Origin of the sequence: Curtobacterium sp. BNK-1, assembly GCF_048685235.1 — a bacterium.
In the GTDB taxonomy this organism is placed as follows: Bacteria; Pseudomonadota; Gammaproteobacteria; order Enterobacterales; family Enterobacteriaceae; genus Pantoea; species Pantoea agglomerans.
Genome location: NZ_JBLQTJ010000001.1, coordinates 2,201,466 through 2,226,603, shown reverse-complemented (window position 1 = coordinate 2,226,603; position 25,138 = coordinate 2,201,466). Strand labels below are relative to the sequence as shown.

The window sequence follows — 25,138 nt, the reverse complement described above, 5'->3', positions numbered from 1 at the left end:
AGAACGCAATCAGCGATGACGGAGAAACCATGGCACAGGCACTTCTGAAAACGGTGGTCGACAACGACCTGCCACCGGCCAGCCTTAGCGGACAAAAAGTGTTGTCGGTGCAGAAACTGAGCAAAGCCTACGGCGACACTCAGGTGCTGGATCAGGTCAGTTTCGACCTGCACGCCGGTGAGCTGGTGGCGGTGATTGGCCGCTCTGGCGCGGGTAAATCAACCCTGCTGCACATGCTCAACGGCACGATTGAAGCGACTTCCGGCGCGATTGTCAGTCTGCATCATGGCGAAGCGGATCGTAACGTGGTTACGCTCAACAGCCGCCAGCTGCGCGAATGGCGCAGCCAGTGCGGCATGATCTTTCAGGATTTCTGTCTGGTGCCACGCCTCGACGTGCTGACCAACGTGCTGCTGGGCCGTCTGAGCCAGACCGGCACGCTGAAATCCTTCTTTAAAATCTTCTCCGACAATGACCGGGCGCACGCCATCGAACTGCTGCAGTGGATGAACATGCTGCCGCAGGCGCTGCAGCGGGCGGAAAACCTCTCTGGCGGGCAGATGCAGCGTGTGGCGATCTGCCGTGCCCTGATGCAGAACCCCAAAATCCTGCTGGCCGATGAGCCGGTGGCGTCACTCGATCCCAAAAATACCAAGCGCATCATGGATGTGCTGCGTCAGGTCAGCGAGCAGGGCATCAGCGTGATGGTCAACCTGCACTCGATTGAGCTGGTGAAAAGCTACTGCACCAGGGTGATTGGCATTCAGCGCGGCGTGGTGCTGTTTGACGGCCATCCTTCAGGACTGACCGACAGCCTGCTGCACCAGCTGTACGGCGATGAACTTAACCAAATCCATTAACTTCCACAGCAAGAGAACAACCCCGAATGAAACTGACTTCTTTAGCACTCCTGACCAGTGTAATGGCGTTTGGTGTCAGCGCAGCGGATGCGCCGAAACAGCTTAATCTGGGGATTCTGGGCGGTCAGAACGCCACCCAGCAGATTGGTGATAATCAGTGTGTGAAGACCTTCTTTGATAAAGAGCTGGGTGTGGATACCCAGATGCGCAATGCCTCCGACTACTCTGGCGTGATTCAGGGTCTGCTGGGCGGCAAGATCGATATGGTGCTGAGCATGTCGCCAGCCTCGTTTGCGTCGGTCTACATTCAGGACCCGAAAGCGGTGGATGTGGTTGGCATTGTGGTGGATGACAAAGATCAGTCACGCGGCTACCACTCGGTGGTGATCGTCAAAGCGGACAGCCCGTACAAAAAGCTGGAAGACCTGAAAGGGAAATCTTTCGGTATGGCCGATCCCGACTCGACGTCCGGTTTCCTGATGCCTAACCAGGCGTTCAAGAAAATGTTCGGCGGCTCAGTGGATGACAAATATAACAACACCTTCTCCAGCGTCACCTTCTCCGGCGGCCATGAGCAGGACATTCTGGGCGTGCTGAATAACCAGTTTGATGGCGCAGTGACCTGGACCTCACTGGTCGGTGACTACAACAGCGGCTATACCTCTGGCGCGTTTGGCCGTCTGATCCGCATGGACCATCCTGATCTGATGAAGCAGATCCGCATTATCTGGCAGTCACCGCTGATCCCCAACGGTCCGGTGCTGGTCAGCAACAAGCTGCCCGCTGACTTTAAAGCAAAAGTGGTGTCGGCGATTAAAAAGCTGGATAAGGAAGATCACGCCTGCTTCGTGAAAGCGGTGGGCGGCGAGCAGCATATCGGTCAGGCGACGGTTGCCGATTATCAGAACATCATCGATATGAAGCGCGACCTGATGAAAGGCAGCCGCGGCTAAATCCAGCTACTTCTTATCTTCTCCGCTCAGGCGGGGAAAGCGGGACGCGGCAAACTCGCCTGCGTCCCGCTGCTTTAGCGCCGGAGATCCCCTTTGACCGAATTCGAACACTACTACCAACGCATCCGCCGCCAGCAGAAACGAGACACGCTGCTCTGGTCACTGCTGCTGGTGGCACTCTACCTGGCGGCGGGCAGGGTGGCAGAATTTAATCTGCTCACCGTCTGGCAGTCGCTGCCGCACTTCTTTGACTACCTGCACGAAATCCTGCCGGTACTGCATCTGCCGCTGCTGTTTGCCGACGGCAAGACCGAAGGCTCGCTGGCTTACTGGGGCTACCGTCTGCCGATCCAGCTGCCGCTGATCTGGGAAACACTACAACTGGCGCTGGCTTCGACGCTGGTGGCGGTGGCACTGGCCGCGGTGCTGGCCTTTTTCGCCGCCGACAATACCCAGACGCCGGTCAGCGTGCGGATGACGATTCGCGCCTTTGTCGCCTTCCTGCGCACCATGCCGGAGCTGGCGTGGGCGGTGATGTTTGTGATGGCCTTTGGCATCGGGGCGATCCCCGGTTTTCTGGCGCTGGCGCTGCACACCGTGGGCAGCCTGACCAAGCTGTTTTACGAGGCGATTGAGTCGGCGTCGGATAAGCCGGTACGCGGCCTGGCCGCCTGCGGAGCCAGCAAGCTGCAGCGGATGCGTTTCGCTTTCTGGCCACAGGTTAAGCCGGTCTTTCTCTCCTACAGCTTTATGCGGCTGGAGATTAACTTCCGCTCCTCAACCATCCTTGGGCTGGTCGGCGCAGGCGGCATCGGCCAGGAGCTGATGACTAACATCAAACTGGACCGCTACGATCAGGTCAGTATTACGCTGCTGCTGATCCTGATTGTGGTGTCGCTGCTGGATACGCTCTCCGGCCAGCTTCGTCGCCGTGTGACAGGAGACAGGACATGATAAGCACCGTTCCCGATATCGCGCTAATGAAGCAGCAGCATCGTGAACTCTTCGCCGCACAGCCGCGCTATCTGCGTCGCCTGGCGCTGATCACACTTGCGGTGCTGCTCTATTACCTCTTTTTCTTTTCGGTATTTGGTCTGGAGTGGTCGCGTTTGCTGATGGGCTGTCAGCAGCTGGGGCGCTATTTCCTGCGGATGTTTGTCTGGCACGATTTCGTGAACTGGCCGTTTGGCTACTATCTGTCGCAGGTCGGCATCACCTTAGGGATTGTCTTTGCCGGCACGCTGACTGCCTCGCTGCTGGCGCTGCCGCTGTCGTTTCTGGCGGCGCGTAACGTGATGCACAGCCGAACCGCGAAACCGCTGGCGTTTCTGATGCGCCGTCTGTTTGACGTGTTGCGCGGCATCGACATGGCGATCTGGGGGCTGATCTTCGTCCGGGCGGTCGGCATGGGGCCGCTGGCCGGGGTGCTGGCGATTATCCTGCAGGATGTCGGTCTGCTCGGCAAACTCTACGCCGAAGGGCACGAAGCGGTGGAGCGTTCACCGGGTCGCGGACTGGGCGCCGTCGGCGCCAACAGCCTGCAGAAACACCGCTTCGGCATCTTCACCCAGTCATTCCCGCAGTTTCTGGCGCTGAGCCTTTACCAGATAGAGTCCAATACCCGCTCAGCGGCGGTGCTGGGCTTTGTCGGCGCCGGGGGCGTCGGTCTGGTTTACGCTGAGAATATGCGCCTGTGGAACTGGGATGTGGTGATGTTCCTGACGCTGATTCTGGTGGTGGTAGTGATGGTAATGGATGTGATCTCCAGCCGCCTGCGCAAGCGCTACATCAGTGGGAAGCCGGTGCCGTTGTGGCAGCCTGCTGCGCGCGATTAAGCCTTTCGCTGCGCTGCCAGGCGCGCTGTAACGCCTGCACCAGCTGTGCCTGCTGCCAGGGCTTCGCCAGCCGTTCGCACAGCGGCAGCGTCACCGGCTGATGGCGCAGGTCCTGACCGCTGATGAGCAGCGTCGCCAGCTGCGGCCAGTTCTGCTGCGCCTGGCGGATCACCTCCGCGCCGTTAATCTCGCCGGGCAGCATCAGGTCGCTGATCAGCAGGTCGATATCAGGTGTCTGGCGCAGCAGCGCCAGCGCCTCTTCACCGTCACCACACTCCAGCGTCAGATAGCCCAGCTGATGCAGATGCTCACAGAGCGTCTGGCGCACCGCCGGTTCATCATCCAGCACCAGCACCAGCCGGTTACTGGCCGCCGCAATGTCCGTCTCAATGTGCACAGGCGATGGCGGGGTGATCACTGCCGCGACGGCAGCTTCCGGCGCGCGTGGCAACAGCAGCCGCACCGTTGTGCCCTGGCCTGGCGCGGTTTCCAGTTCGATCTGGCCGCCTGACTGCCGTACAAAACCATAAACCATCGACAGGCCCAGCCCGCTGCCGCTGCCGGTAGCCTTGGTAGTGAAAAAAGGCTCAAACACCTGCTCACGAACCCCGGCCGACATGCCGCAGCCGTGGTCTATCACCTCGATTGTGACCCTGTCACGCTTTTCATCCCCCTCCAGACGACGCTGATTCCAGATGCGCAGCCGGATTTCACCGCTTTGCTGATGCATCGCATCGCGGGCATTCACCACAAGATTCATCAGCGCATTCTCCAGCTGGCTGGCATCAATCCAGGCGGGCCAGCCGGGACGCTGTGCATCAATAATCAGCTGCTGGCCAGGCAGCAGCGAGTGCTGCAGCAGCCCCTGCAGGTTATCCACCAGCGTCACCACCGACACCGCACGGGGATAGAGAGCCTGCTTGCGGGAGAACGCCAGCAGCCGCTGGGTCAGCTGTGCAGCGCGGTCGGCCGCCTGTCGCGCCCGATCAATCCGGCTGGCCAGCGGGCCGGGCGTCAGCTGGCCTTCGGTCAGCGCCAGACTGCCGATAATCACCGCCAGCAGATTGTTGAAGTCGTGTGCCAGTCCGCCGGTCAGCTGGCCGACCGCCTTCATTTTCTGGCTGTGCTGCAGCGCCTCCTCCAGCGTTTTACGCGAGGTCCGGTCCAGCACGGTATTGACCATGCCGCGCCGCGGGATTGGACTGAAGCGCAGCTCCAGCGTACGACCATCGGCCAGCCGGATCTCCTGCGGTTCACCGGGATCGTGCAGATCCACCGCCAGCGGCGCCAGCAGTTGCTGCCAGGGAACGCCGCGATGCAGTTCATGCGGCGCGATGCCGAGCAGCTCCGCATACTGGGCGTTCCACACCACCAGCTGTCCGTTGTTATCAAACAGCGCAAAGCCGTCGCGCATCGCCAGAAAGGTGGATTCCAGCTGATTACTCTTCTCTTTCAGCAGCCGTGAGGTGTGAGCCAGTGAGGCGGTGTTACGGGCAAAGACGTTAAACGCCCGCGCCAGCTCGCCCAGCTCGTCGCGACGTTGCAGCCCTGGCACGCTGACGTTCTGCTCGCCCTGCGCCAGCCGCGTCATGGCCCCGGCAATCGCCGTCAGGCTCGACCCGAGATTGCGGTAGATGTAGATACCGGCATAGCCGGTAATTGCCAGCGCCAGCAGCGCAAACAGCGCGATAAAGCCGATGATGGAATCCAGCTCACGGTGGGTCGCCAGGGTGCGCGCCTCACTCTGTAACGCCACCTGCTGCACCGAGGCGCTGATATCTTCATTCAGCATTGCCACCAGCGCTTTAATCCGGTAGGTGGCATAGGCGATCGCCAGATCGCTCTGTTCCAGCGCCTCTGCCAGCGGCAGCAGGCGCTGCTGGGTAGCCAGCAGTCGCTGCACGTTTTCGCCGGTCACGCCCGTCAGCGGCACGTTGCGCCAGTGCGCCATCACCTGCTGGAGCTGTTCGATGACGGCGATGGGCGAGGGTGTGCGGATCGCGATGGTGATCAGCCGTTCGGTTTGCTCCCGCAGCGCGGCATCCGGCAGCGTCCGCTGTTCCCGCTGTACCAGCTGGTCGATATGGCTGAGCAGAATCTGTGTCTGCCACAGGTCGCTCAGCATGTTGTTGCGCTGCAGATGACGCTGGTGACCGGTCAGCAGCAGGCTGTTAATCGTCTGTTCCAGCATCAGGCTGCGGGCGCGGATCCGGGCGATGCGCTCCGGCTGACGTGCCGCCAGCGGCGCACTGGCCAGCAGGCTCAGCGACTGCTGCAACGCCTGCTGATTCTGCTGCAGCCGCTGTGATTCGCTCTGGTACTCCAGCGCGCCCACCACCTGTGACAGCCGCACTGCCGCTGTCGCCACGTTGGCGGTATCCCGCGCCAGCGCCAGGCTGCCGTTCATGTCGGCCAGGGTCTGCGCCTGTGCCTGCTCCTGAATCGCCCCGGCATGACGAAAGCCGAAGATCGCCACCACGCTGACCATCAGCGTGACCGACACCACCAGCAGATTGAACAGCAACAGGCGTCCACGTGCCCCGGCCTGCCACGGATAAGTGCGCTGCATCCCACGACCTCTTATTCACTGCAACGATGGGCCGAGTATAGGAGTGTGCAGGCGGGCGTTTATGACAAATATGAACGGGCGCTGACATTTTCCGTTTATCTGGCGTTGCTTTACTGACGGCTATCCACAGTCCGCAGGAGCGAGGCGATGACAGCCACACCGATACTGGAAATGCGGGGAATTACCCGGCGCTTCGGCAGCTTTTATGCCCTGAAGGGCGTCGATCTCACGGTTTATCCCGGTGAGGTCCACGCGCTGATGGGGGAGAACGGCGCGGGTAAAAGCACACTGATGAAGATTCTGGCCGGTGCCTATACCGCCAGCAGCGGGGAAATTTTAATTGAAGGCAAGCCCTGGGCGCTGAAAGGGCCGAAAGAGGCTCTGGCCGCCGGGATCACCCTGATTTATCAGGAGATCAACCTGGCACCCAACCTGACGGTGGCGGAGAACATTTTTCTCGGCAGCGAAATCGCGCCCGGCGGGCTGGTCAGGCGGCGGCAGATGGCCGAAGAGGCGCAGCGGGTCATTGACCGGCTCGGCGCGCAGTTCAGCGCCTGGGATCTGGTCAGCCGTCTGAGCATCGCCGAGCAGCAGCAGGTGGAGATCGCCCGCGCGCTGCAGCGCAACAGCCGCATTCTGGTGATGGATGAGCCGACCGCCGCGCTCTCCAACCGCGAAACCGAACAGCTGTTCGCGCTGATCAAACGGCTGCGCAGCGAAGGCATGGCGATCATCTATATCAGCCACCGCATGGCGGAGGTGTATGAGCTGTCCGATCGCGTCAGCGTGCTGCGCGACGGGGAGTATGTAGGCAGCCTGACCCGTGATCAGCTTAACGCCAGCGAACTGGTGCGGATGATGGTCGGACGGCCGCTCAGCGACCTGTTTAACAAAGACCGTGCTATCCCGCTGGGCGATATCCGGCTGGCGGTCAATCACCTTACCGATGGTGGCAAAGTGCATCCCAGCAGTCTTGAAGTGCGGGCCGGAGAGATTGTCGGCCTGGCCGGGCTGGTGGGCGCAGGCCGCAGCGAGCTGGCACAGCTGATTTTTGGCGTGCACAAGCCGAAAGAGGGCGAGATCTGGATCGATGGCGAGAAGGTCACCATCCATTCACCGCGCGATGCAATTGCACGCGGCATCGGTTTCCTCACCGAAAACCGCAAAGAGCAGGGACTGTTTCTGGAGATGGCGGCGCAGGAGAACATCGTGATGGCGACGCTGGAACGTGACGCCAGTTACGGGATGCTGAACCGCCGCAAAGGGCAGACCATCGCCAATGAGGCGATCGCTTCACTCAATATTCGCGTTCCTCACGCTCAGGTCCGGGCGGGCGGTCTGTCGGGCGGTAACCAGCAGAAGCTGCTGATTTCGCGCTGGGTGGCGATTGGTCCGCGCATTCTGATCCTCGATGAACCGACGCGCGGCGTCGATGTCGGGGCGAAAAGCGAGATCTACCGCATGATGCAGGAGATGGCGCGGCAGGGCGTGGCGATTCTGATGATCTCCAGCGAACTGCCGGAAGTGGTCGGGATGAGCGACCGCGTTTACGTGATGCACGAAGGCACCATCGTCGGTGAGCTGGAGGGCAGCCACATCAGTCAGGAAAATATTATGACGCTGGCAACCGGTGCGCACAGCGCGTCAGCAGGCGAAATCTAAGGAGACCACCATGACACAACTGGCCCGCACCAAAGCACCGACGCTGAAACGCGCCCTGATGGGCGATCTGCTGCAAACGGTGGGTATCCTGCCGATTCTGATCCTGATCGTGGCGATATTTGGTTTCGTCACGCCGAACTTCTTTACCGAAGCAAACCTGCTCAACATTACCCGTCAGGCGTCGATTAACATCGTGCTGGCGGCGGGCATGACCTTTGTGATCCTCACCGGCGGCATCGACCTGTCAGTGGGGTCAATGCTGGGGACCACCGCGGTGGTGGCGCTGGTAGCGTCGCTGGATCCGATGCTGGCTTCCATGACCATTCCGATGGCGCTGGGCGCCGGCCTGGTGATGGGGCTGTTCAACGGCATCCTGGTCGCCTGGGCCGGGTTGCCGCCCTTTATCGTCACGCTTGGCACCTACACCGCGCTGCGCGGAGCCGCTTACCTGCTGGCGGATGGCACCACAGTAATCAACTCCGATATTAACTTTGAGTGGATCGGCAACGGCTATCTCGGGCCAGTGCCGTGGCTGATTGTGATTGCCTTTGCGGTGATCGCCATCTGCTGGTTCATCCTGCGCCGCACCACGCTGGGCGTCCATATCTACGCGGTCGGCGGCAATATCCAGGCGGCGCGTCTCACCGGCATCAAGGTGGGGATGGTGCTGCTGTTTGTCTACGGCATGAGCGGGCTGCTGTCGGGGCTGGGCGGTCTGATGAGTGCCTCGCGGCTTTACAGCGCCAACGGCAACCTCGGGGTTGGCTATGAGCTGGATGCGATTGCGGCGGTGATCCTCGGCGGTACCAGCTTTGTCGGCGGCATCGGTACCATCACCGGCACCCTGATTGGTGCACTGATTATCGCCACGCTGAATAATGGCATGACGCTGATGGGGGTCTCCTACTTCTGGCAGCTGGTGATCAAGGGCGCGGTCATCATCATCGCGGTCCTGATCGACAAATACCGTACCCGTCATCATGTGAGTTGAGTCTTATAAGGGCGGATGTGCCATTTCACCTCCGCCACCTAAAAAACGCCATTAAGTGGTTGGCACCTTGAAAACAGCAGGAGAAGGTCTATGCGTTTTAATCCGATTGTAACCGGGCTGCTGGCGGCGACGCTGTTCAGTACCGGCCTGGCTCAGGCAAAAGAACTCAAATCTATCGGCGTAACGGTCGGCGATCTGGCAAACCCCTTCTTCGTGCAGATCACCAAAGGCGCTGAGATGAAGGCGCGTCAGCTGGCGGGCGATAAGGTGAATGTGACGCTGGTCTCCAGCGGCTACGATCTCGGTCAGCAGGTGGGCCAGATTGATAACTTTATTGCTGCCAAAGTCGACATGATTATCCTCAACGCCGCCGACTCCAAAGGGATCGCCCCGGCGGTGAAGCGGGCGCGTGATGCCGGTATCGTAGTGGTGGCGGTCGACGTGGCGGCCGATGGCGCGAATGCGACCATCACCTCCGATAACACCGAGGCGGGCGCGATGGCCTGTAAATATATTGCTGACCGGCTGAAGAACAAAGGCAACGTGGTGATCATTAACGGACCACCGGTCTCTGCGGTGCAAAACCGCGTTGAAGGCTGCATGACCGAGCTGAAAACCCATCCTGACATCAATCTGCTCTCTTACAACCAGAACGCCAAAGGCAGTCGTGAAGGCGGACTGGAAGTCATGACCGGTCTGCTTTCTGCCAATCCAAAAATTGATGCGGTGTTTGCCATCAATGACCCGACAGCGATTGGCGCAGACTTAGCGGCGAAACAGGCGCAGCGCAGTGAGTTCTTTATCGTTGGCGTCGATGGCTCGCCGGACGGTGAAGAGGCGCTGAAGCGCAAGAATTCACTGTTCGTCGCGACGCCTGCGCAGGACCCGCAGGTCATGGCCGCCAAAGCGGTCGAGATTGGTTATGACATCCTGCAGGGCAAACCGGCACCGGACAAACCGGTGCTGATCCCGGTGAAACTGATCGATCGTAATAATATCGGCAGCTACCAGGGCTGGACGGTGAAATAAGCTTTAGGGCGGCACTTTTAGGGTGCCGCTCTCAGGAGGCCACCATGCAACGTTCAGAGGTTAATTATTACCTGCAACATACGCGCGAGTTTTTCCGACAGCAGGATGTGCATCTGCCGCCGTGGGCCGATTTCGATGCGAGCCAGTGGCGGGCTCAGGATCGTGAGGTCGCGCAGGAGATTCTGGCGTTGCGGCTGGGATGGGATCTCACCAGTTTTGGCGCAGCTGATTTTCTGCAGACCGGGCTGACACTGTTTACACTGCGCAACGGTTCACCAGGCGGGCAGCCGTGGCATAAACCCTACGCCGAGAAAATAATGCATGTGCGGGAAGGGCAGCAGACGCCGATGCACTACCATCCGCGCAAGATGGAAGACATCATTAATCGCGGCGGCGGGAATCTGATTGTCGAATTGCATAACCGCAATGGTGACGGGCTGGCTGACTCGCTGGTGGCGGTGTCGCTGGATGGCCTGCGCCAGACTCATGCCGCCGGTTCACAGCTGCGGCTCTCACCGGGTGAAAGCGTGACGCTGGAGGCGGGCATCTGGCACAGTTTCTGGGGTGAAAGTGGCTTCGGCGACGTGCTGGTGGGCGAGGTGTCGATGCCCAACGATGATGAAAACGACAATGTGTTTCTGACGCCGCTGGCTCGTTTCAACCCACTGGAGGAAGATGAAGCGCCGCGCTGGCTGCTGTGTAATGATTACGCGCACTGGTTATCCTGCGCGCGGCAGGCGTAATCAGGCAATCTGACTGGCACGCGTTGTCGAATCGGGTTTCACCACATCGGCCGAAAAGACATAACCCAGTCCGCGAATGGTGCGGATCAGGTCGGGCTGGTGCGGGTTGATTTCGATTTTACGGCGCAACCGCATGATCAGCACGTCGATGGTGCGATCAAACACGTCGAGACTTTCGCTGTGGGTCAGCTCCAGCAACTGATCGCGGGTCAGCACTTTTCGGGCGTGGCGAACCAGCGCGCGTAACAGGCTATATTCCCCCTGGGTCAGCGGCACCAGCTCGCGCTGCGGATTAAACAGCTGGCAGCGGCCATCATCCAGTTGCCAGCCGCCAAAACGCCAGCCCTCCTGTTCAGGGTCTGCCTGGGCAATGCGTCCGCTGCGGCGCAGGGCCGCCCGGGTTCGCGCCACCACCACGCGTGGATTAAAGGGTTTGGCGATGTAGTCATCTGCGCCCATCTCAAGGCCCACCACCATCTCCGCTTCAGAACCCATACCGGTCAGCATAATCACCAGCACTTCGGGTCGCTGACGCTGAAGCTGCTGCAACACCAGTAGCCCGTTGGTATCGGGCAGCATCATATCCAGCATCACCAGCGAGATTTCCGGGTGTTCGCCGAGCATCGATAGCGCCTCGCGTCCCTGATGACAGCGGTAGACCGTTAACAGATGTTCACTTAACGCATCCTGCAAGACGTCGCAGACTGCAGGATCATCATCCACCACCAAAATTGCTGGCTTCATTGCGCGGCCTCAATGTTACGAAAGAGTTAATTCAGGAGTCTACACAGGCCAGAAAAGCTTGCTGAGGCAGCGTGCTGAAACGTGACCAGCTTCGCCTGTGAGAGTGCGGAAGCGTGCGCTGGCGCAGAGTTTTTCGGGGCTCGCCGTTTGCCGCAGGAAAACGATTGCGCGGCATCGGTGCATTGCACCATAATCGCGCCTCGTTTTGGTTCGGAATTCTCTTAGGCGTACCCGGCTCTGCCAGGTAATCGATTGCGTCGGTAGATGGCATGGCAATTGCTTTGGGCAGTGGGTAAGTCAGGGATTTCAGGCGATTCTGGCACGCAAGTATGCAGCGGCCGGCATCAGTGTCCCGGAAACAGAATAATCAGCATGCAAACCCCTTTGGCAAGTGAGACTGATGTCTCCTGTATCGAGAGATGATGATGTTAGAAAAACTATTCAAACTCAAAGCGCATAACACGACGGTTCGTACTGAGATTATCGCCGGGATCACCACCTTCCTGGCGATGGCTTATATTCTGTTTGTGAACCCAAGCATTCTGGGCGCAACCGGCATGGACAAGGGCGCGGTATTTGTTGCCACCTGTCTGGCGGCGGCGATTGGCTGCGTGCTGATGGGGCTGATCGCCAACTATCCGATTGCGCTGGCTCCGGGTATGGGACTGAACGCCTTTTTCACCTACACCGTTGTGCTGCACATGGGCTATACGTGGCAGATTGCGCTGGGCGCGGTGTTTCTCTCGGCGGTGATTTTCTTCGCGATGTCGCTGTTTAAGATTCGTGAATGGATTATTGCCAGTATTCCGCTGCCGCTGCGCGCCGGGATTGGTGCCGGTATCGGCCTTTTTCTGGCACTGATTGCGCTGGAAGGGGCGGGCATCGTGGTCGATAACCCGGCGACGCTGGTGGGCATTGGCGATCTGACTAAACCGGGTCCGCTGCTGGCGATGCTCGGCTTTGTGGTTATTGTGGTACTGGAAGCACGTCGGGTGACGGGCGCAGTGCTGATCGGTATTCTGCTGGTGACCTTTATCTCCATGGGCATTGGTCTGTCGCCCTTTGCCGGGGTTTTCTCTGCACCGCCGTCGATTGCACCGACCTTTATGCAGCTGGATATTGCCGGCGCGTTTAACGTCGGCCTGATCAGCGTGATTTTTGCCTTCCTGTTTGTTGATGTGTTTGATAACACTGGCACGCTGCTGGGTGTGACCAAACGCGCCGGTCTGGCGGATGAGCAGGGTAACGTGCCGAAGATGGGCCGTGCGCTGATTGCTGACAGTGCGGCTGCGCTGTTTGGTTCACTGCTCGGCACCTCGACCACTACCAGTTATGTGGAATCGGCGGCGGGCGTGAGTGCCGGGGGCCGTACCGGCCTGACCGCGATTGTGGTCGCCGTGCTGTTCCTGCTGGCCCTGTTTTTCTCGCCGCTGGCCTCCAGTGTTCCGGTTTATGCCACCGCGCCTGCGTTGCTGTTTGTAGCGGTGCTGATGGCATCGGGTCTGGCAGAGATTAACTGGAAAGATATCACCACCGCCGCGCCAGTCACCGTCACCGCGCTGACCATGCCGCTGACCTATTCGATCGCTAACGGTATCGCGTTTGGTTTTATTACCTGGACGCTGGTGAAGCTGCTGAGCGGACGCGCGAAAGAGGTGAATGCGGCGCTGGTGATCCTGTCGATCCTGTTTGTGATTAAGCTGGGATGGTTGAGTGCTTAGTTGTTGCCTGGCGGCAGGGAAGGTCGCTTAGCAGCGGGCGGATTTCGCTGTGCAGCGGGCAGGCACACTGAGTAAGTTTCGCCTGGCAGCGGGCTGGCTGTGAGCAGGTTTCGCCCGCACAGGCGAGGGGAGTTTCAGATCACTTACCGCGCGTAAGCACTGAGCGGGTTTCGCCCGCCAGTCGTTCGGGAGTTTCAGGTTGCCCGTGCAGGCGGACGCGTTAAGGGGCGTACGCCCGCCCCTTAACAATCCCGGCGTCCGGCTGCCTGCGCGCCCCGCTACGCGGGGTGCCTTCGTCACGCCCTGCGGCCGACGGACCGTCCGGACTCGCCATCCCTGGCTCGTGCCGTCCTTTCGCCGACGTCCTGTCGGCTCCCGGCTTCCGGTTGTTCCTCAGCGCTCCGGACGCCTCTGGGAAACCCCCTGCCGGTGGGTTTGTCACCCGGACTGGCTGGGCTCCGGCCGCTGAAAGCGGGAAAAGATTCATAAGGTTTCGCTTTGTAGCGGGCTTGCACTGAGCGGTTTCGCCTGCAAGGCGATGGGGCGTCTTAGTTCACTTAGCCGCGCGTTAGCGCTGAGAGGGTTACGCCCGCCAGGCGATGGGGAGTTTCAGGTTGCCTGTGCAGGCGGACGCGTCAAGGGGCGTACGCCCGCCCCTTAACAATCCCGGCGTCCGGCTGCCTGCGCGCCCCGCTACGCGGGGTGCCTTCGTCACGCCCTGCGGCCGACGGACCGTCCGGACTCGCCATCCCTGGCTCGTGCCGTCCTTTCGCCGACGTCCTGTCGGCTCATCCTTGCCTCCGGTTGTTCCTCAGCGCTCCGGACGCCTCTGGCAAACCCCTGCCGGTGGGTTTGTCACCCGGACTGGCTGGGCTCAGGCCGCTGAAAGCGGGGAAAGATTCATTAGGTTTCGCTTTCTAGCCGGCTGACACTGAGCGGGTTTCGCCTGCCAGGCTATGGGGAGTTTCAGGTTGCCCGTGCAGGCGGACGCCTCTGGCAAACCCCTGCCGGTGGGTTTGTCACCCGGACTGGCTGGGCTCAGGCCGCTGAAAGCGGGGAAAGATTCATAAGGTTTCGCTTTTAGCAGGCTGACACTGAGCGGGTTTCGCCTGCCAGGCTATGGGGTTGGCGGTGTCTGATACACTGCGAAACATTGTAATAGAGCGCATATGGCGGAGTTGTCGTTATTCACGGCTGTTCTCGTTTGTGCGTTTAAATTATAAAAGCATTTCACTTGTGGCGTTTGTTGTTACTTGTTACTCCATTTCAGCGGTGTATTTAATTCCATTATTTCTCACATCATGGCTATCAAAAATCCGGGGCTCCACTGTACGCCAGCTCTAATCTGACTTTCCCTGATGGCAAAACAAGAGGGGTTTCATACATACTCAGCGTTGACAGGATCTCTGAGCGTTTTAGTTAGTTCAGGTAAGCTGATTTTAATGTTGAGCTGACGGAGCTGACGGAAAGTTTTCTTACGCTAAATCAGAGTTATTAAAATGCCTGTTTTAGCTGTGAATTAACCCGTGATAATTGCTGTTCTGGCCTGTTTTATAAGCCTGCTGCCAGGAGAGAAGAGATATTAAGGCGTGGGTGAATTTAGTCGCCGCCATCTCCTCCGTCACCACCGTTACCTCCCGCACCGCCGTCACCTCCCGTGCTGCCACCATTCCCTCCGTTCCCCCCTGCGCCACCAGCACTACCATTGCTGCCATCCCCTCCATTTCCCCCGTTTCCGCCATCTCCCCCCATACTGCCGCTTCCTCCATTCCCGCCATTGCCTCCGGCCTGGCCATTCTGTCCAGCACCTCCGTTCCCGCCATTTCCACCGTTTCCTCCCAGGCCGCCATTTCCGCCATCACCGCCATTGGCTCCGGCACCACCATTTCCTCCTGGCCCTCCATTTCCGCCGATACCCCCGTTTCCCCCTCGTCCTCCATTTTCACCCGGACCGCCATTGGCCCCGGCACCGCCGTTCTGCCCCGGTCCGCCATCAGAACCTGCAGCGGCATCAATGAGAATGACATTATGGTGTGAACTCAACATATCCGTTTTGTACTCAGCATGCGCATACGGAATGATGATTAGCGAAGCTAACAAAGTGATTGTTTTCATTTGAAAATCCTTTTCAGAAAACTTTCTCCACCGGTCCCTCCGTTACCACCCGCACCGCCTGCACCGCCCGCACCACCTGCGCCACCCGCACCACCCGCACCGCCTGCGCCACCCGCACTGCCTGCGCCACCCGCACCGCCTGCGCCGCCCGCACCGCCTTTACTTGATGTATCGGGATTATCGGCACTCCCGCCATTGCCGCCATTGCCGCCATTACCTCCTTTTCCTCCGTTAGTACCTTCTCCCGGAACGCCTCCTTTGCCTCCCGCGCCTCCGTTTTCACCATTGCCTTGTTGTCCGTCTTTGCCTGCTGAGGGCTGGAGGGAGGTATTTGAGGATGAAGTATTCATGTCGCTGGCAGTCTGAGCCAGCGAGTAAAACGGACATGCCACTGTCAGTACGGTGGCTAAAAATAATGGGTAACTTCTGGTAAGTTTCATGTGCTGTTCCTGTGCTAACAGTGATAATGCTCCTGCTATAACGGTTACAAACAGGAGCTTTTTAGTTAATGGACGCCAGACTATCAGTCTCCGCCGCCATCACCGCCGCCATCACCACCGCCATCACCACCGCCATCACCACCACCATCACCTCCTCCATTACCACCGCCGTTGCCTGCATCATTTCCGTTACCGTCACCACTCCCGTTAGCATTCCCGGTGCCGTTATTACTGTTATTACCCTGATCAGAACCGTTGCCGTTTTTACTGCCGTTATCATTATTGGAATTATTACCATTCTGGCTGGCGTTAGCGGCGCCATTACCATCACTTCCGCCAGCACCTCCGGCGCCTCCAACACCTCCGGCACCACCTTGCCCGCCTAACGCGCCTCCTGCACCCCCCGCGCCACCTGCGCCGCCGGCACCTCCCGCACCAGTAAGAATGAAGGAAAACTTAGAGGTATTGACGTCAATGTTTGCTGCACTGATATCAAATTGCCTGGCCATACCCTGAGCGGAGTAGAATAAAACCATACTCGCTAACACAGTCATATTTTTAACTTTCACAATAAATCCTCTTTAAGTGAGTAATTAAATTTATTATCTGCGCTGCCAAAGGTATGTTAATTTTCCTCAAATACTTCTTGTCAATCTTCCTCCATTTTGGGGTTTCTTTATGCGTCCTTTATTTTATTTTATGTGAAAGGCGGGAATACATTGCCAGTATGTGGCACTAATTTTAAGAAATAGCTTCTACAGTCTGCTGTTATTTATATTGCACAGCAATTATGGAGTGACAAGCTCAATAATGATGTTTTTTGTTGCTGTGTATGTTTTTATATTTCGTCTGCAATATGCTTCAGTTATGTTACGGCTTTTAATTTCATCTGTTACTGCAGCTGATGCGCGTGTCAGACAAACCTATTTCTCTCTGCGATTGCCCGGGCTATCCGTTCGTATCAAGGGCTGATGATGGAGAGTTTATTCGTGATGCATATCAGACCAGGGCTATCGTGCAGACGGACACGCTCATCAACGCACTCAGCGCGTTTTCTGCCTGAAGGCTGGATTGCTGCGGCCGGGCTGAAGCATCCTTATGCCGGTCTGTTCTGCCATATTCATCGAACTAATAAAGCATTTATATCCTGCGAGACGTCACAGAACCGGCCCGCGTTTAAAGTGATGTACAGAAGTTCCTGACGTTATTTATAATTATAATTTATGTATTCCTGGTTTTTATTTCGGTGTTTTTTGCATGCGAAAAGCATTCAGTTTGTAGCAGCCTTAAAAGCCGCGCCTGCAAGGGTTAAATGAAATTTTTATGAGATGCAAACCAGTGTAGCGTAACGCAGTAATAAGTTAAGACAATGGTAAGCATAAGGGTTCTGATTGTTTATAACGCACAAAAAACGATTTCTGGTTGAACTGGAAATCATCAAAGCCTGACAAATTTATGAGTTTTTTTGATGCTTTGCAGCGGTGCCATTAATTATGGTTAATATTATTTATGTGATAAATATTCATTGAAGTTAAAAAAAGAGATGCCGATAGATCTATATCGCCGCCCCCCTTCAAGGAATTTTAATGAAAATCTCTACGCGCCTCGGTTCCGGATTTGGCACGTTAATCATCTTTTTCTCCATATGTATCGTTGTCGCTATTCACTCTTTATATCAGGCTAAAAGCACGCTTGAGTCAGTTGTTCAGGGTGATATGAAAAAAACAAAATTAATCAATGAACTTACCCTGGCGCAGCGTGATATGGCGATAACCGTCAGGAATTTATCACTCTTTTCAGATCAGGCTCTTATCCAGGAGCAGTCTGATCGTCTGGTTAAACTGAAGGCTAAATTTGCAGCCAGCAGGGATCAACTGAATACGATGATCAGCCAGTCTGGCGATACGGAAGAATATAAAGCCTTTGCGAAGATCAGTGACAGCGAGAAAAATGCTCTGGATGCCTTCAGTAACACCGTTCCGCTGGCACTGGCTAAAAACAGTGATATCACCGTTAAGTATCTGTTGGAAAAAGTCAGGCCCGCACAGGTTCCGCTGCTTGAAGGTCTTACCCTGATGAGTGAAATCCTGGCAAAGCAGTCGGATGACTCAGTTATTCAAAACGCGAAAAATACCGAAAGAGCCTACATCATCCTGGTGACGCTTTTAGTTGCGGCTATTTTGTTCGGCACGGGCACCAGCATCTATCTTATTCGTAAACTCATGAGCGAGCTTGGCGATGAACCGAGTACCGCGCGGAAACTTGCTAATGCAATCACTAATGGGGATCTGACCACTCCTGTTAGCTTGAAGAAAAATGACACTCTCAGTCTCATGGCCTCTTTAAACAGCATGCAGGTTCGGTTACGGGATATCGTTTCAGAAATTAAATCAGGCTCTTCTTCAGTCGCCCTTTCTGCGAATGAAATTTCTGAAGGAAACAATGAGCTTGCATCTCGTACTGAACAGCAGGCTGCTGCCTTGCAGGAAACGGCTGCGAGTATGGAACAGCTCACCGCTACAGTACAAAATAACAGCAAAACTGCCAGGGACACAGCCAACTCAGCGAGAGATACCGCCTCGATTGCAAAACGAGGGGAAACGGACGTCAAACGAATGTCAGATACGATGAGTGATATTTCAAAAAGCGCGTCTAAAGTCAGAGATATCACCGCCGTCATCGAAAGCATCGCATTCCAGACTAATATTCTTGCCCTGAACGCAGCCGTTGAAGCGGCACGAGCGGGAGAGACGGGAAGGGGCTTCGCTGTCGTCGCGTCTGAAGTCAGAACGCTTGCACAACGTAGTGCGACTGCCGCAAAAGATATTAAAGCGTTAATAGAGCAGGCTGTCGGACAGGTTGAATGCGGCGTCACTGTTGCCAGTGATACGGGTTTGAGTATTCTCAAAGTCGTGCATTTAGTGGATGAACTGGCTGAATCCATGGATGCTATTGCGCTGTCGTCGGCTGAACAGATGCAGGGGATTTCTCAGGTGAGTATTGCAGTCAGCCAGATGGATGGGGTGACGCAAAATAACTCTGCTCTGGTAGAAGAATCATCAAGTGCTTCTCAGTCTCTCTCTGAGCAAGCGCAGTCTCTCAGGCTGATTGTAGAGACCTTTAAAGTATAAATTATCCCGGCACTGACATGCGCGTTGGGTAGATTCCAAAGCAAGAGGCCGGTACTGCCTGTCAGCAGTACCGGCCTTATTCCCCGCATCAGCCGGCTAACGCTTACCTGAAAGGCGGCTCATTAAAGGTACGCAACTTACGCGAATGCAGCTTATCGCCCTCGGCGCGCAGCAACTCAACCGCGTGAATACCAATCTGCAGATGCTCCGAAATCGCCCCTTCATAGAAACGGTTCGCCTGACCGGGCAGCTTAATCTCACCGTGCAACGGCTTGTCTGAAACGCACAGCAGTGTGCCATATGGCACCCGGAAACGATAACCCTGTGCGGCAATAGTGGCGCTTTCCATATCGACCGCCACCGCACGGCTCAGGTTAAAGCGCAGTGCCGAAGCGGAGTAGCGCAGTTCCCAGTTGCGATCGTCCGTGGTCACCACGGTGCCGGTACGCAACCGCTGCTTCACCTCTTCGCCTGGCATGCCGCTCACCGATTTGGTGGCGTCATACAGCGCGCGCTGCACTTCGGCAATGCTGGGTACCGGGATATCAGGCGGCAGCACGCTGTCCAGTACGTGATCGTCGCGCAGATAGGCATGGGCCAGCACATAATCACCAATCCGCTGGCTCTCGCGCAGACCGCCACAGTGACCAATCATCAGCCACGCATGTGGACGCATCACCGCCAGATGATCGCAGATGGTTTTGGCATTCGACGGGCCGACACCAATGTTAATCAGCGTAATACCGCGACGATTCGGCGAGGTGAGATGCCAGGCAGGCATCTGGTGCTTCTTCCACGCCAGATCCGAGAGCATCGACTCACTGTCAGCGGTGTCGGCGGTCAGCACCACATCGCCCGCGCAGGCCAGGCTGTCGTAAGGGGTACTGGGATCGCGCACCTGCTCGATCGCCCAGCGCACAAACTCATCAACATAACGGGTGTAGTTGGTGAACAGCACAAACGGCTGGAAGTGCTCTACGCTGGTGCCGGTGTAGTGACGCAGGCGGGCCAGCGAGAAGTCGGTTCGCAGCGCGTCGAAGTGCGACAGAGGGGATTTTGCATCGGCGTGGAACAGGCCATCGGCGGTCTCATCGCCAATCTGCGACAGCTCGGTGGTCGGGAAGTGGCGCGCAATACCGGCGCTCATGGTGCGATCCAGTGACAGGTCGGAACCGTCGATCACGTAAGGATAGGGGATCTCCTGGCTGGAGGGCCCCACGTCGATCTCCAGCTGATACTCCTTCTCCAGCATCTGAAGCTGTTCCGAAATATAGTGGCGCAGCAATGCCGGGCGGGTGATGGTGGTGCTGTAACTGCCGGTGTGGGTGAAGCGTCCCCAGGCACGCGTGCGGTTCTGCTGCGGACCGTCGCCGCGCCAGGTGATGCGCAGCTCCGGGTAAACAAATAGTCCCTGCGCCCGTGCGGTGGCATCGGGCAGCGTGCCGTTTTCGGTAAAGGCTTTAATCGCCTCGCGCAGCGCATCAACGGCGCCATCGTACAGGCGTTCGAGTTCATCCAGCGCCTGCTGGCTGGTCAGGTTTTTCCGTAGTGTCGGCATGGTTTCTCCTTCCATTTTTTTCCGCAATTTGCCCCAAGCTTAGCGGGTTTGTTGCGGAGATTGTTGAAGAATCTGTGATCGCCGTTTTTTTGCGCCAGCGAAGCGGGAATTCTGAGCAGCGCTGTTTTAAGTGAAGATCTGCTGCACTGAAAAACAGTAAGAAAATCTTTACTATCAGAAGGGGTGGTTCGCCACGTTTGAATGCGTTACCGATGAGGAGATGGCGGAAAAACCGCCAGCAGCAAAGCATGGCCAACCGATCATAACGTCAGGGAAATAATCAGGTTTGCTACAGCGGGCGGGGCAGTGAGGCAGATTGTGCCGTGGCGGCATTAAAAAGTTTGTAACCATGATTAATTTGCACCGGAAAGACTTTGCATATTTCCCTGCCCACTATCATCATTAGAACTCCTGTCCAGTCTCTTCTGATTTGGTAATCCTTTGCAAAATCCCGGCGTAGCAGTGATGCAGGCGATCAAGCGCACGGCGTGGTACCCGAAACGCCGTTCGTATCGCACGCTCTACTGGCGTGAGATATCGCCATTAGCAGTGCCTATCTTTTTCGAGAACGCCTGTGTGCTATTGATGGGCGTACTGAGCACCTTCCTGGTCAGCTGGCTGGGTAAAGAGGCGATGGCGGGCGTCGGCCTGGCCGACAGCTTCAACATGGTGATCATCTCGTTCTTTGCTGCCATCGATCTTGGTACCACGGTGGTGGTGGCGTTCAGTCTGGCAAAACGCAACGGCAAGCGCGCCCGTGCCGCCACGCGTCAGTCGCTGGCCATGATGACGATACTCGCCTTTGTGCTGGTGATCGCCATTGAGTTCTGGGGCCATCTGATCGTCGATGCGATTGCCGGTGCCGCCGATCCAAAAGTCAAAGCGCTGGCGCTGAGCTATCTGCAGACTTCCGCCTGGAGCTATCCGGCCGCCGCCATCACCCTGATTGGCAGCGGGGCGCTGCGCGGTGCAGGTAATACCAAAATTCCGATGCTGATTAACGGCGGCATGAACATCCTCAACATCATCATCAGTAGCGTGCTGATTTATGGCTGCTTCTCGTGGGACGGTTTAGGGTTTATCGGTGCCGGGCTCGGACTGACCATCACCCGCTATATCGGGGCGATCGCGGTGATTTACGTGCTGATGATCGGCTTTAACGCCTCACTGAAAATTACGCTGTCGAGCTATTTCCGGCGCTGGAACAGCAGCATTCTGATGGAAGTTTTAGGAATAGGCGTGCCTGCCAGTATCGAGTCGGTGCTGTTCAACGGCGGCAAACTACTGACACAGGTGTTTGTTGCCGGAATGGGCACCAGCGAGATTGCCGGTAATTTTATCGCTTTTTCTATCGCCTCACTGATCAACCTGCCAGGCAATGCGCTGGGTTCGGCTTCAACGATTATCACCGGTACCCGTCTGGGCAGGAATCAGGTGTTCCAGGCGGAACGCCAGGTGCGGCACGTCTTCTGGCTGGCGACGGTCTGCCTGACCGTGATGGCCCTGCTGACGGTGCCGCTGGCCGGGTTGCTGGCGCGGTTCTATACCAGCGATCCGGAGGTCATTAATGTGACGAAGCATCTGCTCTGGCTCAACGCGCTGTTTATGCCACTGTGGGCCGCATCCTGGGTGCTGCCCGCCGGCCTCAAGGGCGCACGCGACGCGCGTTACACCATGTATGTTTCGATGTTCAGCATGTGGTGCGCGCGCGTGGTGGTCGGTTACGTGCTCGGCATTATGCTGGGGATGGGCGTCACCGGCGTCTGGCTGGGGATGTTCCTCGACTGGACGGTGCGTGGCATCTTCTTCTGGTGGCGACTTAACAGCGGCAAGTGGCTCAACCGCTATCGAAAAATGATCGCGAAAACCGGTTAGCGCGTTGTTAACGCCTTTCACCCGCCGTGGGGAAAGGCGTCTTACCTCTTTCAGCACCATTAAAAATAACATCTCCGTCACATCTCCAGACTTTCGAACCGAATTTCAGACAGTTGCACAAAGCCAGCCTCCCCGGACAGGGTTAGCGTAATGGTTGCTGCGCAATGATGCAGACACTACTTATCAAGGTGACCCTATGATCCGTCTGAAAACGGCGCTGGCACTCCTGCCGCTGCTGTGTAGCGCCCCGTTATGGGCGACAACCTTTGTCTATGTCTCCAATGCCGAATCCGGCACCGTTTCCCGCTATCAGCTCAGCGAGGCGAATGGCAGCCTGCAATGGCGTGGCGATACGCCTGCCGGTAAAAAGATTATGCCGCTGGCGGCCAGCCCGGATGGTAAACGGCTCTATGGTGCGCTGCGGAGTCCGCCTTACTCGATCATCAGCTGGCGCGTCTCGGGTTCGCACGGTGACTTGCAGAAACTGGCGGTGACGCCGGTTGCAGCCAGCTTTCCGTGGATCACCACCGACAGAAGTGGGCGCTATCTGCTGGCGGCCTCCTATGACAGCGATATCGTCACCAGCAACCGGATTGATGACAAAGGCATTGTGACACCACAGGTCACGGGCGAGGTGAAAACCGGGCCGCATGCCCATTCGGTGATCACCGACGTCAGCAATCATTCACTCTACGTCGGCAACCTTGGCGCGGATCGCGTACTGGAATATGCGTTTGCTGATAACGGCGCGATAACGCCGCTGGGAACCGGATTTGTTCAGGGCGAGAAGAACAGCGGCGCACGGCATTCCGTGATATCGCCCGACAATCGTTTTCTCTATAACCTCGCGGAGATGAGCGGCACCATTACGCAGTTCCGTCGCGCGGCGGATGGGTCACTGACGGAGCTGAAAACCTGGCCGAATGCGGTGGCGAAAAAATATAACCTGCAGCATGGCGAGCAGCGCCCGGCGGGCTACAGCGATCCCACGCCGCGCATCTGGGCAGCAGACATGAAAATCACCCCGGACGGCAAATTTATCTATGTCACCGAGCGCACTTCCAGCACCGTCAGCGGCTACCGGGTCGATAAGCAGTCGGGTGAGTTAACACTTATCGGCAGCTGGCCGGTTGAAAAACAGCCGCGCAGTATTGCGATTGATGCGCAGGGTAAATGGCTGATCGTCAGCGGGGAGAAGAGCGCGGTGATTGGCAGTTACGCTATCGATTCCGCCAGCGGCGAACTCAAACGGGTTGCTGAAGCCCCGGCTGGTAAAGGCGCGAACTGGGTGGCGCTGATAACGCAGTAACCGTTTTGAGCAGCCGGTGTCTGGCACTGGCTAAACAGATGGGGGCTGCTTATGCCATTTCCGACATAAGCAGCGCAGAAATTTTTGCTTCAGATTGGGCGTGTAAGCGGGTTAACTCAGAGCATCAACTGATGCGGAGAGCCTGAAATGAAACAGAAACTGATAGCCTGGTTTGAACAGCTGCTGAGCGGCCCTGTGGCGAGTGAACGTGTGCATGATATTAACGTGGAACTGCTGCTGCCGCTGAGCCAGCTGTATGGACTGGAATATTATCCGGCAGTGCATCGCTACCATGAAAAATAATGGTTGTTGTGTGTTGTCTGGTTAAAGGCCCGCTACGTTGCGGGCTTTTTTGCGTTTGGGCCAGGATAGAGTGTGGACTTCATTTCTCCGATTAATACAGGGTAGAGATCTCTGATAGGCATGTCAGTAAACTTCGTTTAATATCTGCGAGTTGTGTTCCAGTACTGCCGGTTGTCGTCCAGCGTTAATCGACGTATTCTTTTTCTGCGCCTGCAAAATCAGGCGACGGAATTGGAACTCCGGTTAATCATACTGGCGACAATGTATTATTGTCGTACGTCTCGCTACACCTCAATGGTGGGCTGGGCGAGGGCACCTCAGGGTGCGCCGGTTCAGTATGCCCGGTAGTTCCAACCTCGTTCAGTCTGCCACCCATGAGATTGGAACCTCAGGTGGCGGTTTAAAAGCATACTGGAGACATCCCCATGACCACGAACCACGATCAATGCCAATTCTCATCTGAAGGCGCGCCATCAAAAACACAACGTCGCTATACCATCGGCTATCAGCCTAAACGCGGTGATTGCAGTACACCTGCAATACATCTGAGCGGAAAATGGCTGCGTGAGGCAGGATTTGATACCGGAACCATTATTACGGTGAAAATTGAGCAGGGTTGTCTTGTGCTGGTTCCGGAAAATGATTAAATATAATTTCCTGATATAGGTAAATGATTCAGATAATGTTAATCACTTTCATTCAATTGTGTAATGACGCTTTTTTTTTAGAGTTTATCTGGCAGGGTATATAAGAGAGGTTGTAAAGTCTGTTTTTGATGTTTTCTACAGGAACATCTGAAGGGTTTCTATAAACGTTTAAAAGAGCTTTCCAGCATTCGTCTTAATTTATCCTGACTAATCTAAAAGATAAAAGCCTCATACTTTCGCAGCAGGCTTTTATCTTTCAATGGCATCACGCTTAGTGCATTAACTGACTCACCAGACCGGTAAGATCAGCCTTTTTATCCACGACGCCCGCCGTTGACGCTTTATCCACCAGCTGCGGCAGATATTTCGCCAGCAGATTCAGTGCATCGCTGGTGTTGATGCCCATCCGCGCAGCCAGTTGCTCAATCGCCTCAGAGTTAATCATCTTCTGCACCAGGTCGCTGCTCAGCGCAACGTTCTGCTCATCGCCCAGCCAGGAGTTGACCACCTCACTGTACTCGCCGCTCTGCAGGTGACTCACGATAGTATGTAAACCACCTTGCTGCTCAACCCACTCCAGCACACCTTTCACTTCCTGGCTGGTCTGATTATTCAGGCCGCACATGGCCAGTACTGTTTCCAGTAAACTCATT

Annotated in this window: 21 protein-coding genes; 15 read left to right on the top strand and 6 right to left on the bottom strand. The window is 56.7% G+C overall.

The window, feature by feature from the left end; all coding sequences use genetic code 11:
• Nucleotides 1-29: 29 nt before the first annotated feature.
• From phnC to phnE (ACMGGP_RS10655), 4 genes are all read left to right on the top strand, one after another.
• On the top strand, nucleotides 30-860 hold the full coding sequence (gene phnC, locus ACMGGP_RS10670; protein WP_033772086.1) for a phosphonate ABC transporter ATP-binding protein: 831 nt from the start codon (nucleotides 30-32) through the stop codon (nucleotides 858-860).
• A 26-nt stretch (nucleotides 861-886) separates the two neighbouring features.
• On the top strand, nucleotides 887-1,813 hold the full coding sequence (gene phnD / locus ACMGGP_RS10665) for a phosphonate ABC transporter substrate-binding protein (RefSeq protein ID WP_010247773.1): 927 nt from the start codon (nucleotides 887-889) through the stop codon (nucleotides 1,811-1,813).
• A 93-nt stretch (nucleotides 1,814-1,906) separates the two neighbouring features.
• Nucleotides 1,907-2,767, top strand: a complete 861-nt coding sequence (phnE, locus tag ACMGGP_RS10660) for a phosphonate ABC transporter, permease protein PhnE (RefSeq protein ID WP_010670882.1) — start codon at nucleotides 1,907-1,909, stop codon at nucleotides 2,765-2,767.
• The gene (gene phnE / locus ACMGGP_RS10655) at nucleotides 2,764-3,648 is read left to right on the top strand and encodes a phosphonate ABC transporter, permease protein PhnE (RefSeq protein WP_061901337.1); all 885 of its coding nucleotides are present in this window, start codon (nucleotides 2,764-2,766) and stop codon (nucleotides 3,646-3,648) included. Before phnE (ACMGGP_RS10660) ends, phnE (ACMGGP_RS10655) begins: the two co-directional genes overlap by 4 nt.
• On the opposite strand, the gene ACMGGP_RS10650 is transcribed toward phnE (ACMGGP_RS10655), so the two are convergent.
• Complete coding sequence (locus ACMGGP_RS10650) at nucleotides 3,602-6,217, bottom strand: ATP-binding protein (protein ID WP_498798416.1); 2,616 nt, start codon at nucleotides 6,215-6,217, stop codon at nucleotides 3,602-3,604. The genes phnE (ACMGGP_RS10655) and ACMGGP_RS10650 overlap by 47 nt on opposite strands.
• A gap of 147 nt (nucleotides 6,218-6,364) precedes the next feature.
• Here ACMGGP_RS10650 and ACMGGP_RS10645 point away from each other — a divergent pair, with 147 nt between their 5' ends.
• The 4 genes from ACMGGP_RS10645 (at nucleotide 6,365) to ACMGGP_RS10630 (ending at nucleotide 10,642) form a co-directional block, all read left to right on the top strand.
• Nucleotides 6,365-7,879 (top strand): sugar ABC transporter ATP-binding protein, encoded by a 1,515-nt coding sequence (locus ACMGGP_RS10645; protein ID WP_061703818.1) that lies wholly within the window; start codon nucleotides 6,365-6,367, stop codon nucleotides 7,877-7,879.
• A gap of 10 nt (nucleotides 7,880-7,889) precedes the next feature.
• Nucleotides 7,890-8,870, top strand: a complete 981-nt coding sequence (locus ACMGGP_RS10640) for an ABC transporter permease subunit (protein ID WP_010247757.1) — start codon at nucleotides 7,890-7,892, stop codon at nucleotides 8,868-8,870.
• A gap of 90 nt (nucleotides 8,871-8,960) precedes the next feature.
• Nucleotides 8,961-9,899 carry an ABC transporter substrate-binding protein gene (locus tag ACMGGP_RS10635; RefSeq protein ID WP_498798415.1) on the top strand — a complete coding sequence of 313 codons (939 nt, stop codon included), beginning with the start codon at nucleotides 8,961-8,963 and terminating at the stop codon, nucleotides 9,897-9,899.
• Nucleotides 9,900-9,943: 44 nt separating this feature from the next.
• Nucleotides 9,944-10,642 (top strand): D-lyxose/D-mannose isomerase, encoded by a 699-nt coding sequence (locus ACMGGP_RS10630; RefSeq protein WP_307593638.1) that lies wholly within the window; start codon nucleotides 9,944-9,946, stop codon nucleotides 10,640-10,642.
• Here ACMGGP_RS10630 and ACMGGP_RS10625 read toward each other — a convergent pair whose 3' ends face one another.
• Complete coding sequence (locus ACMGGP_RS10625; protein ID WP_192072833.1) at nucleotides 10,643-11,386, bottom strand: response regulator; 744 nt, start codon at nucleotides 11,384-11,386, stop codon at nucleotides 10,643-10,645. It abuts the gene before it with no gap.
• 419 nt (nucleotides 11,387-11,805) lie between these two features.
• Here ACMGGP_RS10625 and ACMGGP_RS10620 point away from each other — a divergent pair, with 419 nt between their 5' ends.
• A complete protein-coding gene (locus tag ACMGGP_RS10620) occupies nucleotides 11,806-13,107 on the top strand; it encodes an NCS2 family permease (RefSeq protein WP_498798414.1) in 1,302 nt (433 codons plus the stop codon).
• A 1,508-nt stretch (nucleotides 13,108-14,615) separates the two neighbouring features.
• Here the strand turns inward: ACMGGP_RS10620 and ACMGGP_RS10615 are convergent.
• Together ACMGGP_RS10615 and ACMGGP_RS10610 are read right to left on the bottom strand one after the other, a co-directional pair.
• Nucleotides 14,616-15,011 (bottom strand): hypothetical protein, encoded by a 396-nt coding sequence (locus ACMGGP_RS10615; protein WP_165588083.1) that lies wholly within the window; start codon nucleotides 15,009-15,011, stop codon nucleotides 14,616-14,618.
• Nucleotides 15,012-15,235: 224 nt separating this feature from the next.
• Nucleotides 15,236-15,418: a hypothetical protein gene (locus ACMGGP_RS10610; RefSeq protein ID WP_498798413.1), complete on the bottom strand. Its 183-nt coding sequence runs from the start codon at nucleotides 15,416-15,418 to the stop codon at nucleotides 15,236-15,238.
• A gap of 312 nt (nucleotides 15,419-15,730) precedes the next feature.
• Here ACMGGP_RS10610 and ACMGGP_RS10605 point away from each other — a divergent pair, with 312 nt between their 5' ends.
• Both ACMGGP_RS10605 and ACMGGP_RS10600 read left to right on the top strand, forming a co-directional pair.
• Nucleotides 15,731-16,048 (top strand): hypothetical protein, encoded by a 318-nt coding sequence (locus tag ACMGGP_RS10605; RefSeq protein ID WP_498798412.1) that lies wholly within the window; start codon nucleotides 15,731-15,733, stop codon nucleotides 16,046-16,048.
• Nucleotides 16,049-17,248: 1,200 nt separating this feature from the next.
• A complete protein-coding gene (locus tag ACMGGP_RS10600; protein WP_033772080.1) occupies nucleotides 17,249-18,793 on the top strand; it encodes a methyl-accepting chemotaxis protein in 1,545 nt (514 codons plus the stop codon).
• A gap of 103 nt (nucleotides 18,794-18,896) precedes the next feature.
• On the opposite strand, the gene ACMGGP_RS10595 is transcribed toward ACMGGP_RS10600, so the two are convergent.
• Nucleotides 18,897-20,351, bottom strand: a complete 1,455-nt coding sequence (locus tag ACMGGP_RS10595) for an AMP nucleosidase (RefSeq protein ID WP_010670874.1) — start codon at nucleotides 20,349-20,351, stop codon at nucleotides 18,897-18,899.
• A 441-nt stretch (nucleotides 20,352-20,792) separates the two neighbouring features.
• Between ACMGGP_RS10595 and ACMGGP_RS10590 the strand changes: the two genes are divergently transcribed.
• The 4 genes from ACMGGP_RS10590 (at nucleotide 20,793) to ACMGGP_RS10575 (ending at nucleotide 24,485) form a co-directional block, all read left to right on the top strand.
• Entirely contained in the window at nucleotides 20,793-22,226 is a 1,434-nt protein-coding gene (locus ACMGGP_RS10590; protein ID WP_498798411.1) for an EmmdR/YeeO family multidrug/toxin efflux MATE transporter, read from the top strand.
• A gap of 196 nt (nucleotides 22,227-22,422) precedes the next feature.
• The gene (locus tag ACMGGP_RS10585) at nucleotides 22,423-23,535 is read left to right on the top strand and encodes a lactonase family protein (RefSeq protein WP_498798410.1); all 1,113 of its coding nucleotides are present in this window, start codon (nucleotides 22,423-22,425) and stop codon (nucleotides 23,533-23,535) included.
• A 147-nt stretch (nucleotides 23,536-23,682) separates the two neighbouring features.
• Nucleotides 23,683-23,838: a hypothetical protein gene (locus ACMGGP_RS10580; protein WP_010670871.1), complete on the top strand. Its 156-nt coding sequence runs from the start codon at nucleotides 23,683-23,685 to the stop codon at nucleotides 23,836-23,838.
• 425 nt (nucleotides 23,839-24,263) lie between these two features.
• On the top strand, nucleotides 24,264-24,485 hold the full coding sequence (locus ACMGGP_RS10575) for a SymE family type I addiction module toxin (protein ID WP_132500007.1): 222 nt from the start codon (nucleotides 24,264-24,266) through the stop codon (nucleotides 24,483-24,485).
• Between the two features lie 271 nt (nucleotides 24,486-24,756).
• On the opposite strand, the gene ACMGGP_RS10570 is transcribed toward ACMGGP_RS10575, so the two are convergent.
• A complete protein-coding gene (locus ACMGGP_RS10570; RefSeq protein ID WP_010247730.1) occupies nucleotides 24,757-25,137 on the bottom strand; it encodes a YidB family protein in 381 nt (126 codons plus the stop codon).
• Nucleotide 25,138 lies beyond the last annotated feature (1 nt).

Bases quoted from the DNA above. Each gene is read 5' to 3' on its own strand.
- phnE (WP_061901337.1), top strand. From the start codon at position 2,764: ATGATAAGCACCGTTCCCGATATCGCGCTAATGAAGCAGCAGCATCGT.
- ACMGGP_RS10605 (WP_498798412.1), top strand. From the start codon at position 15,731: ATGGACGCCAGACTATCAGTCTCCGCCGCCATCACCGCCGCCATCACC.
- ACMGGP_RS10615 (WP_165588083.1), bottom strand. From the start codon at position 15,011: ATGGAGGGCCAGGAGGAAATGGTGGTGCCGGAGCCAATGGCGGTGATG.
- ACMGGP_RS10650 (WP_498798416.1), bottom strand. From the start codon at position 6,217: ATGCAGCGCACTTATCCGTGGCAGGCCGGGGCACGTGGACGCCTGTTG.
- ACMGGP_RS10630 (WP_307593638.1), top strand. From the start codon at position 9,944: ATGCAACGTTCAGAGGTTAATTATTACCTGCAACATACGCGCGAGTTT.
- ACMGGP_RS10585 (WP_498798410.1), top strand. From the start codon at position 22,423: ATGATCCGTCTGAAAACGGCGCTGGCACTCCTGCCGCTGCTGTGTAGC.
- ACMGGP_RS10645 (WP_061703818.1), top strand. From the start codon at position 6,365: ATGACAGCCACACCGATACTGGAAATGCGGGGAATTACCCGGCGCTTC.
- ACMGGP_RS10625 (WP_192072833.1), bottom strand. From the start codon at position 11,386: ATGAAGCCAGCAATTTTGGTGGTGGATGATGATCCTGCAGTCTGCGAC.
- ACMGGP_RS10610 (WP_498798413.1), bottom strand. From the start codon at position 15,418: ATGGCGGGAGTGCCGATAATCCCGATACATCAAGTAAAGGCGGTGCGG.
- ACMGGP_RS10580 (WP_010670871.1), top strand. From the start codon at position 23,683: ATGAAACAGAAACTGATAGCCTGGTTTGAACAGCTGCTGAGCGGCCCT.
- ACMGGP_RS10635 (WP_498798415.1), top strand. From the start codon at position 8,961: ATGCGTTTTAATCCGATTGTAACCGGGCTGCTGGCGGCGACGCTGTTC.
- ACMGGP_RS10640 (WP_010247757.1), top strand. From the start codon at position 7,890: ATGACACAACTGGCCCGCACCAAAGCACCGACGCTGAAACGCGCCCTG.
- ACMGGP_RS10570 (WP_010247730.1), bottom strand. From the start codon at position 25,137: ATGAGTTTACTGGAAACAGTACTGGCCATGTGCGGCCTGAATAATCAG.
- ACMGGP_RS10620 (WP_498798414.1), top strand. From the start codon at position 11,806: ATGATGATGTTAGAAAAACTATTCAAACTCAAAGCGCATAACACGACG.
- phnC (WP_033772086.1), top strand. From the start codon at position 30: ATGGCACAGGCACTTCTGAAAACGGTGGTCGACAACGACCTGCCACCG.
- ACMGGP_RS10595 (WP_010670874.1), bottom strand. From the start codon at position 20,351: ATGCCGACACTACGGAAAAACCTGACCAGCCAGCAGGCGCTGGATGAA.
- ACMGGP_RS10600 (WP_033772080.1), top strand. From the start codon at position 17,249: ATGAAAATCTCTACGCGCCTCGGTTCCGGATTTGGCACGTTAATCATC.
- phnD (WP_010247773.1), top strand. From the start codon at position 887: ATGAAACTGACTTCTTTAGCACTCCTGACCAGTGTAATGGCGTTTGGT.
- ACMGGP_RS10575 (WP_132500007.1), top strand. From the start codon at position 24,264: ATGACCACGAACCACGATCAATGCCAATTCTCATCTGAAGGCGCGCCA.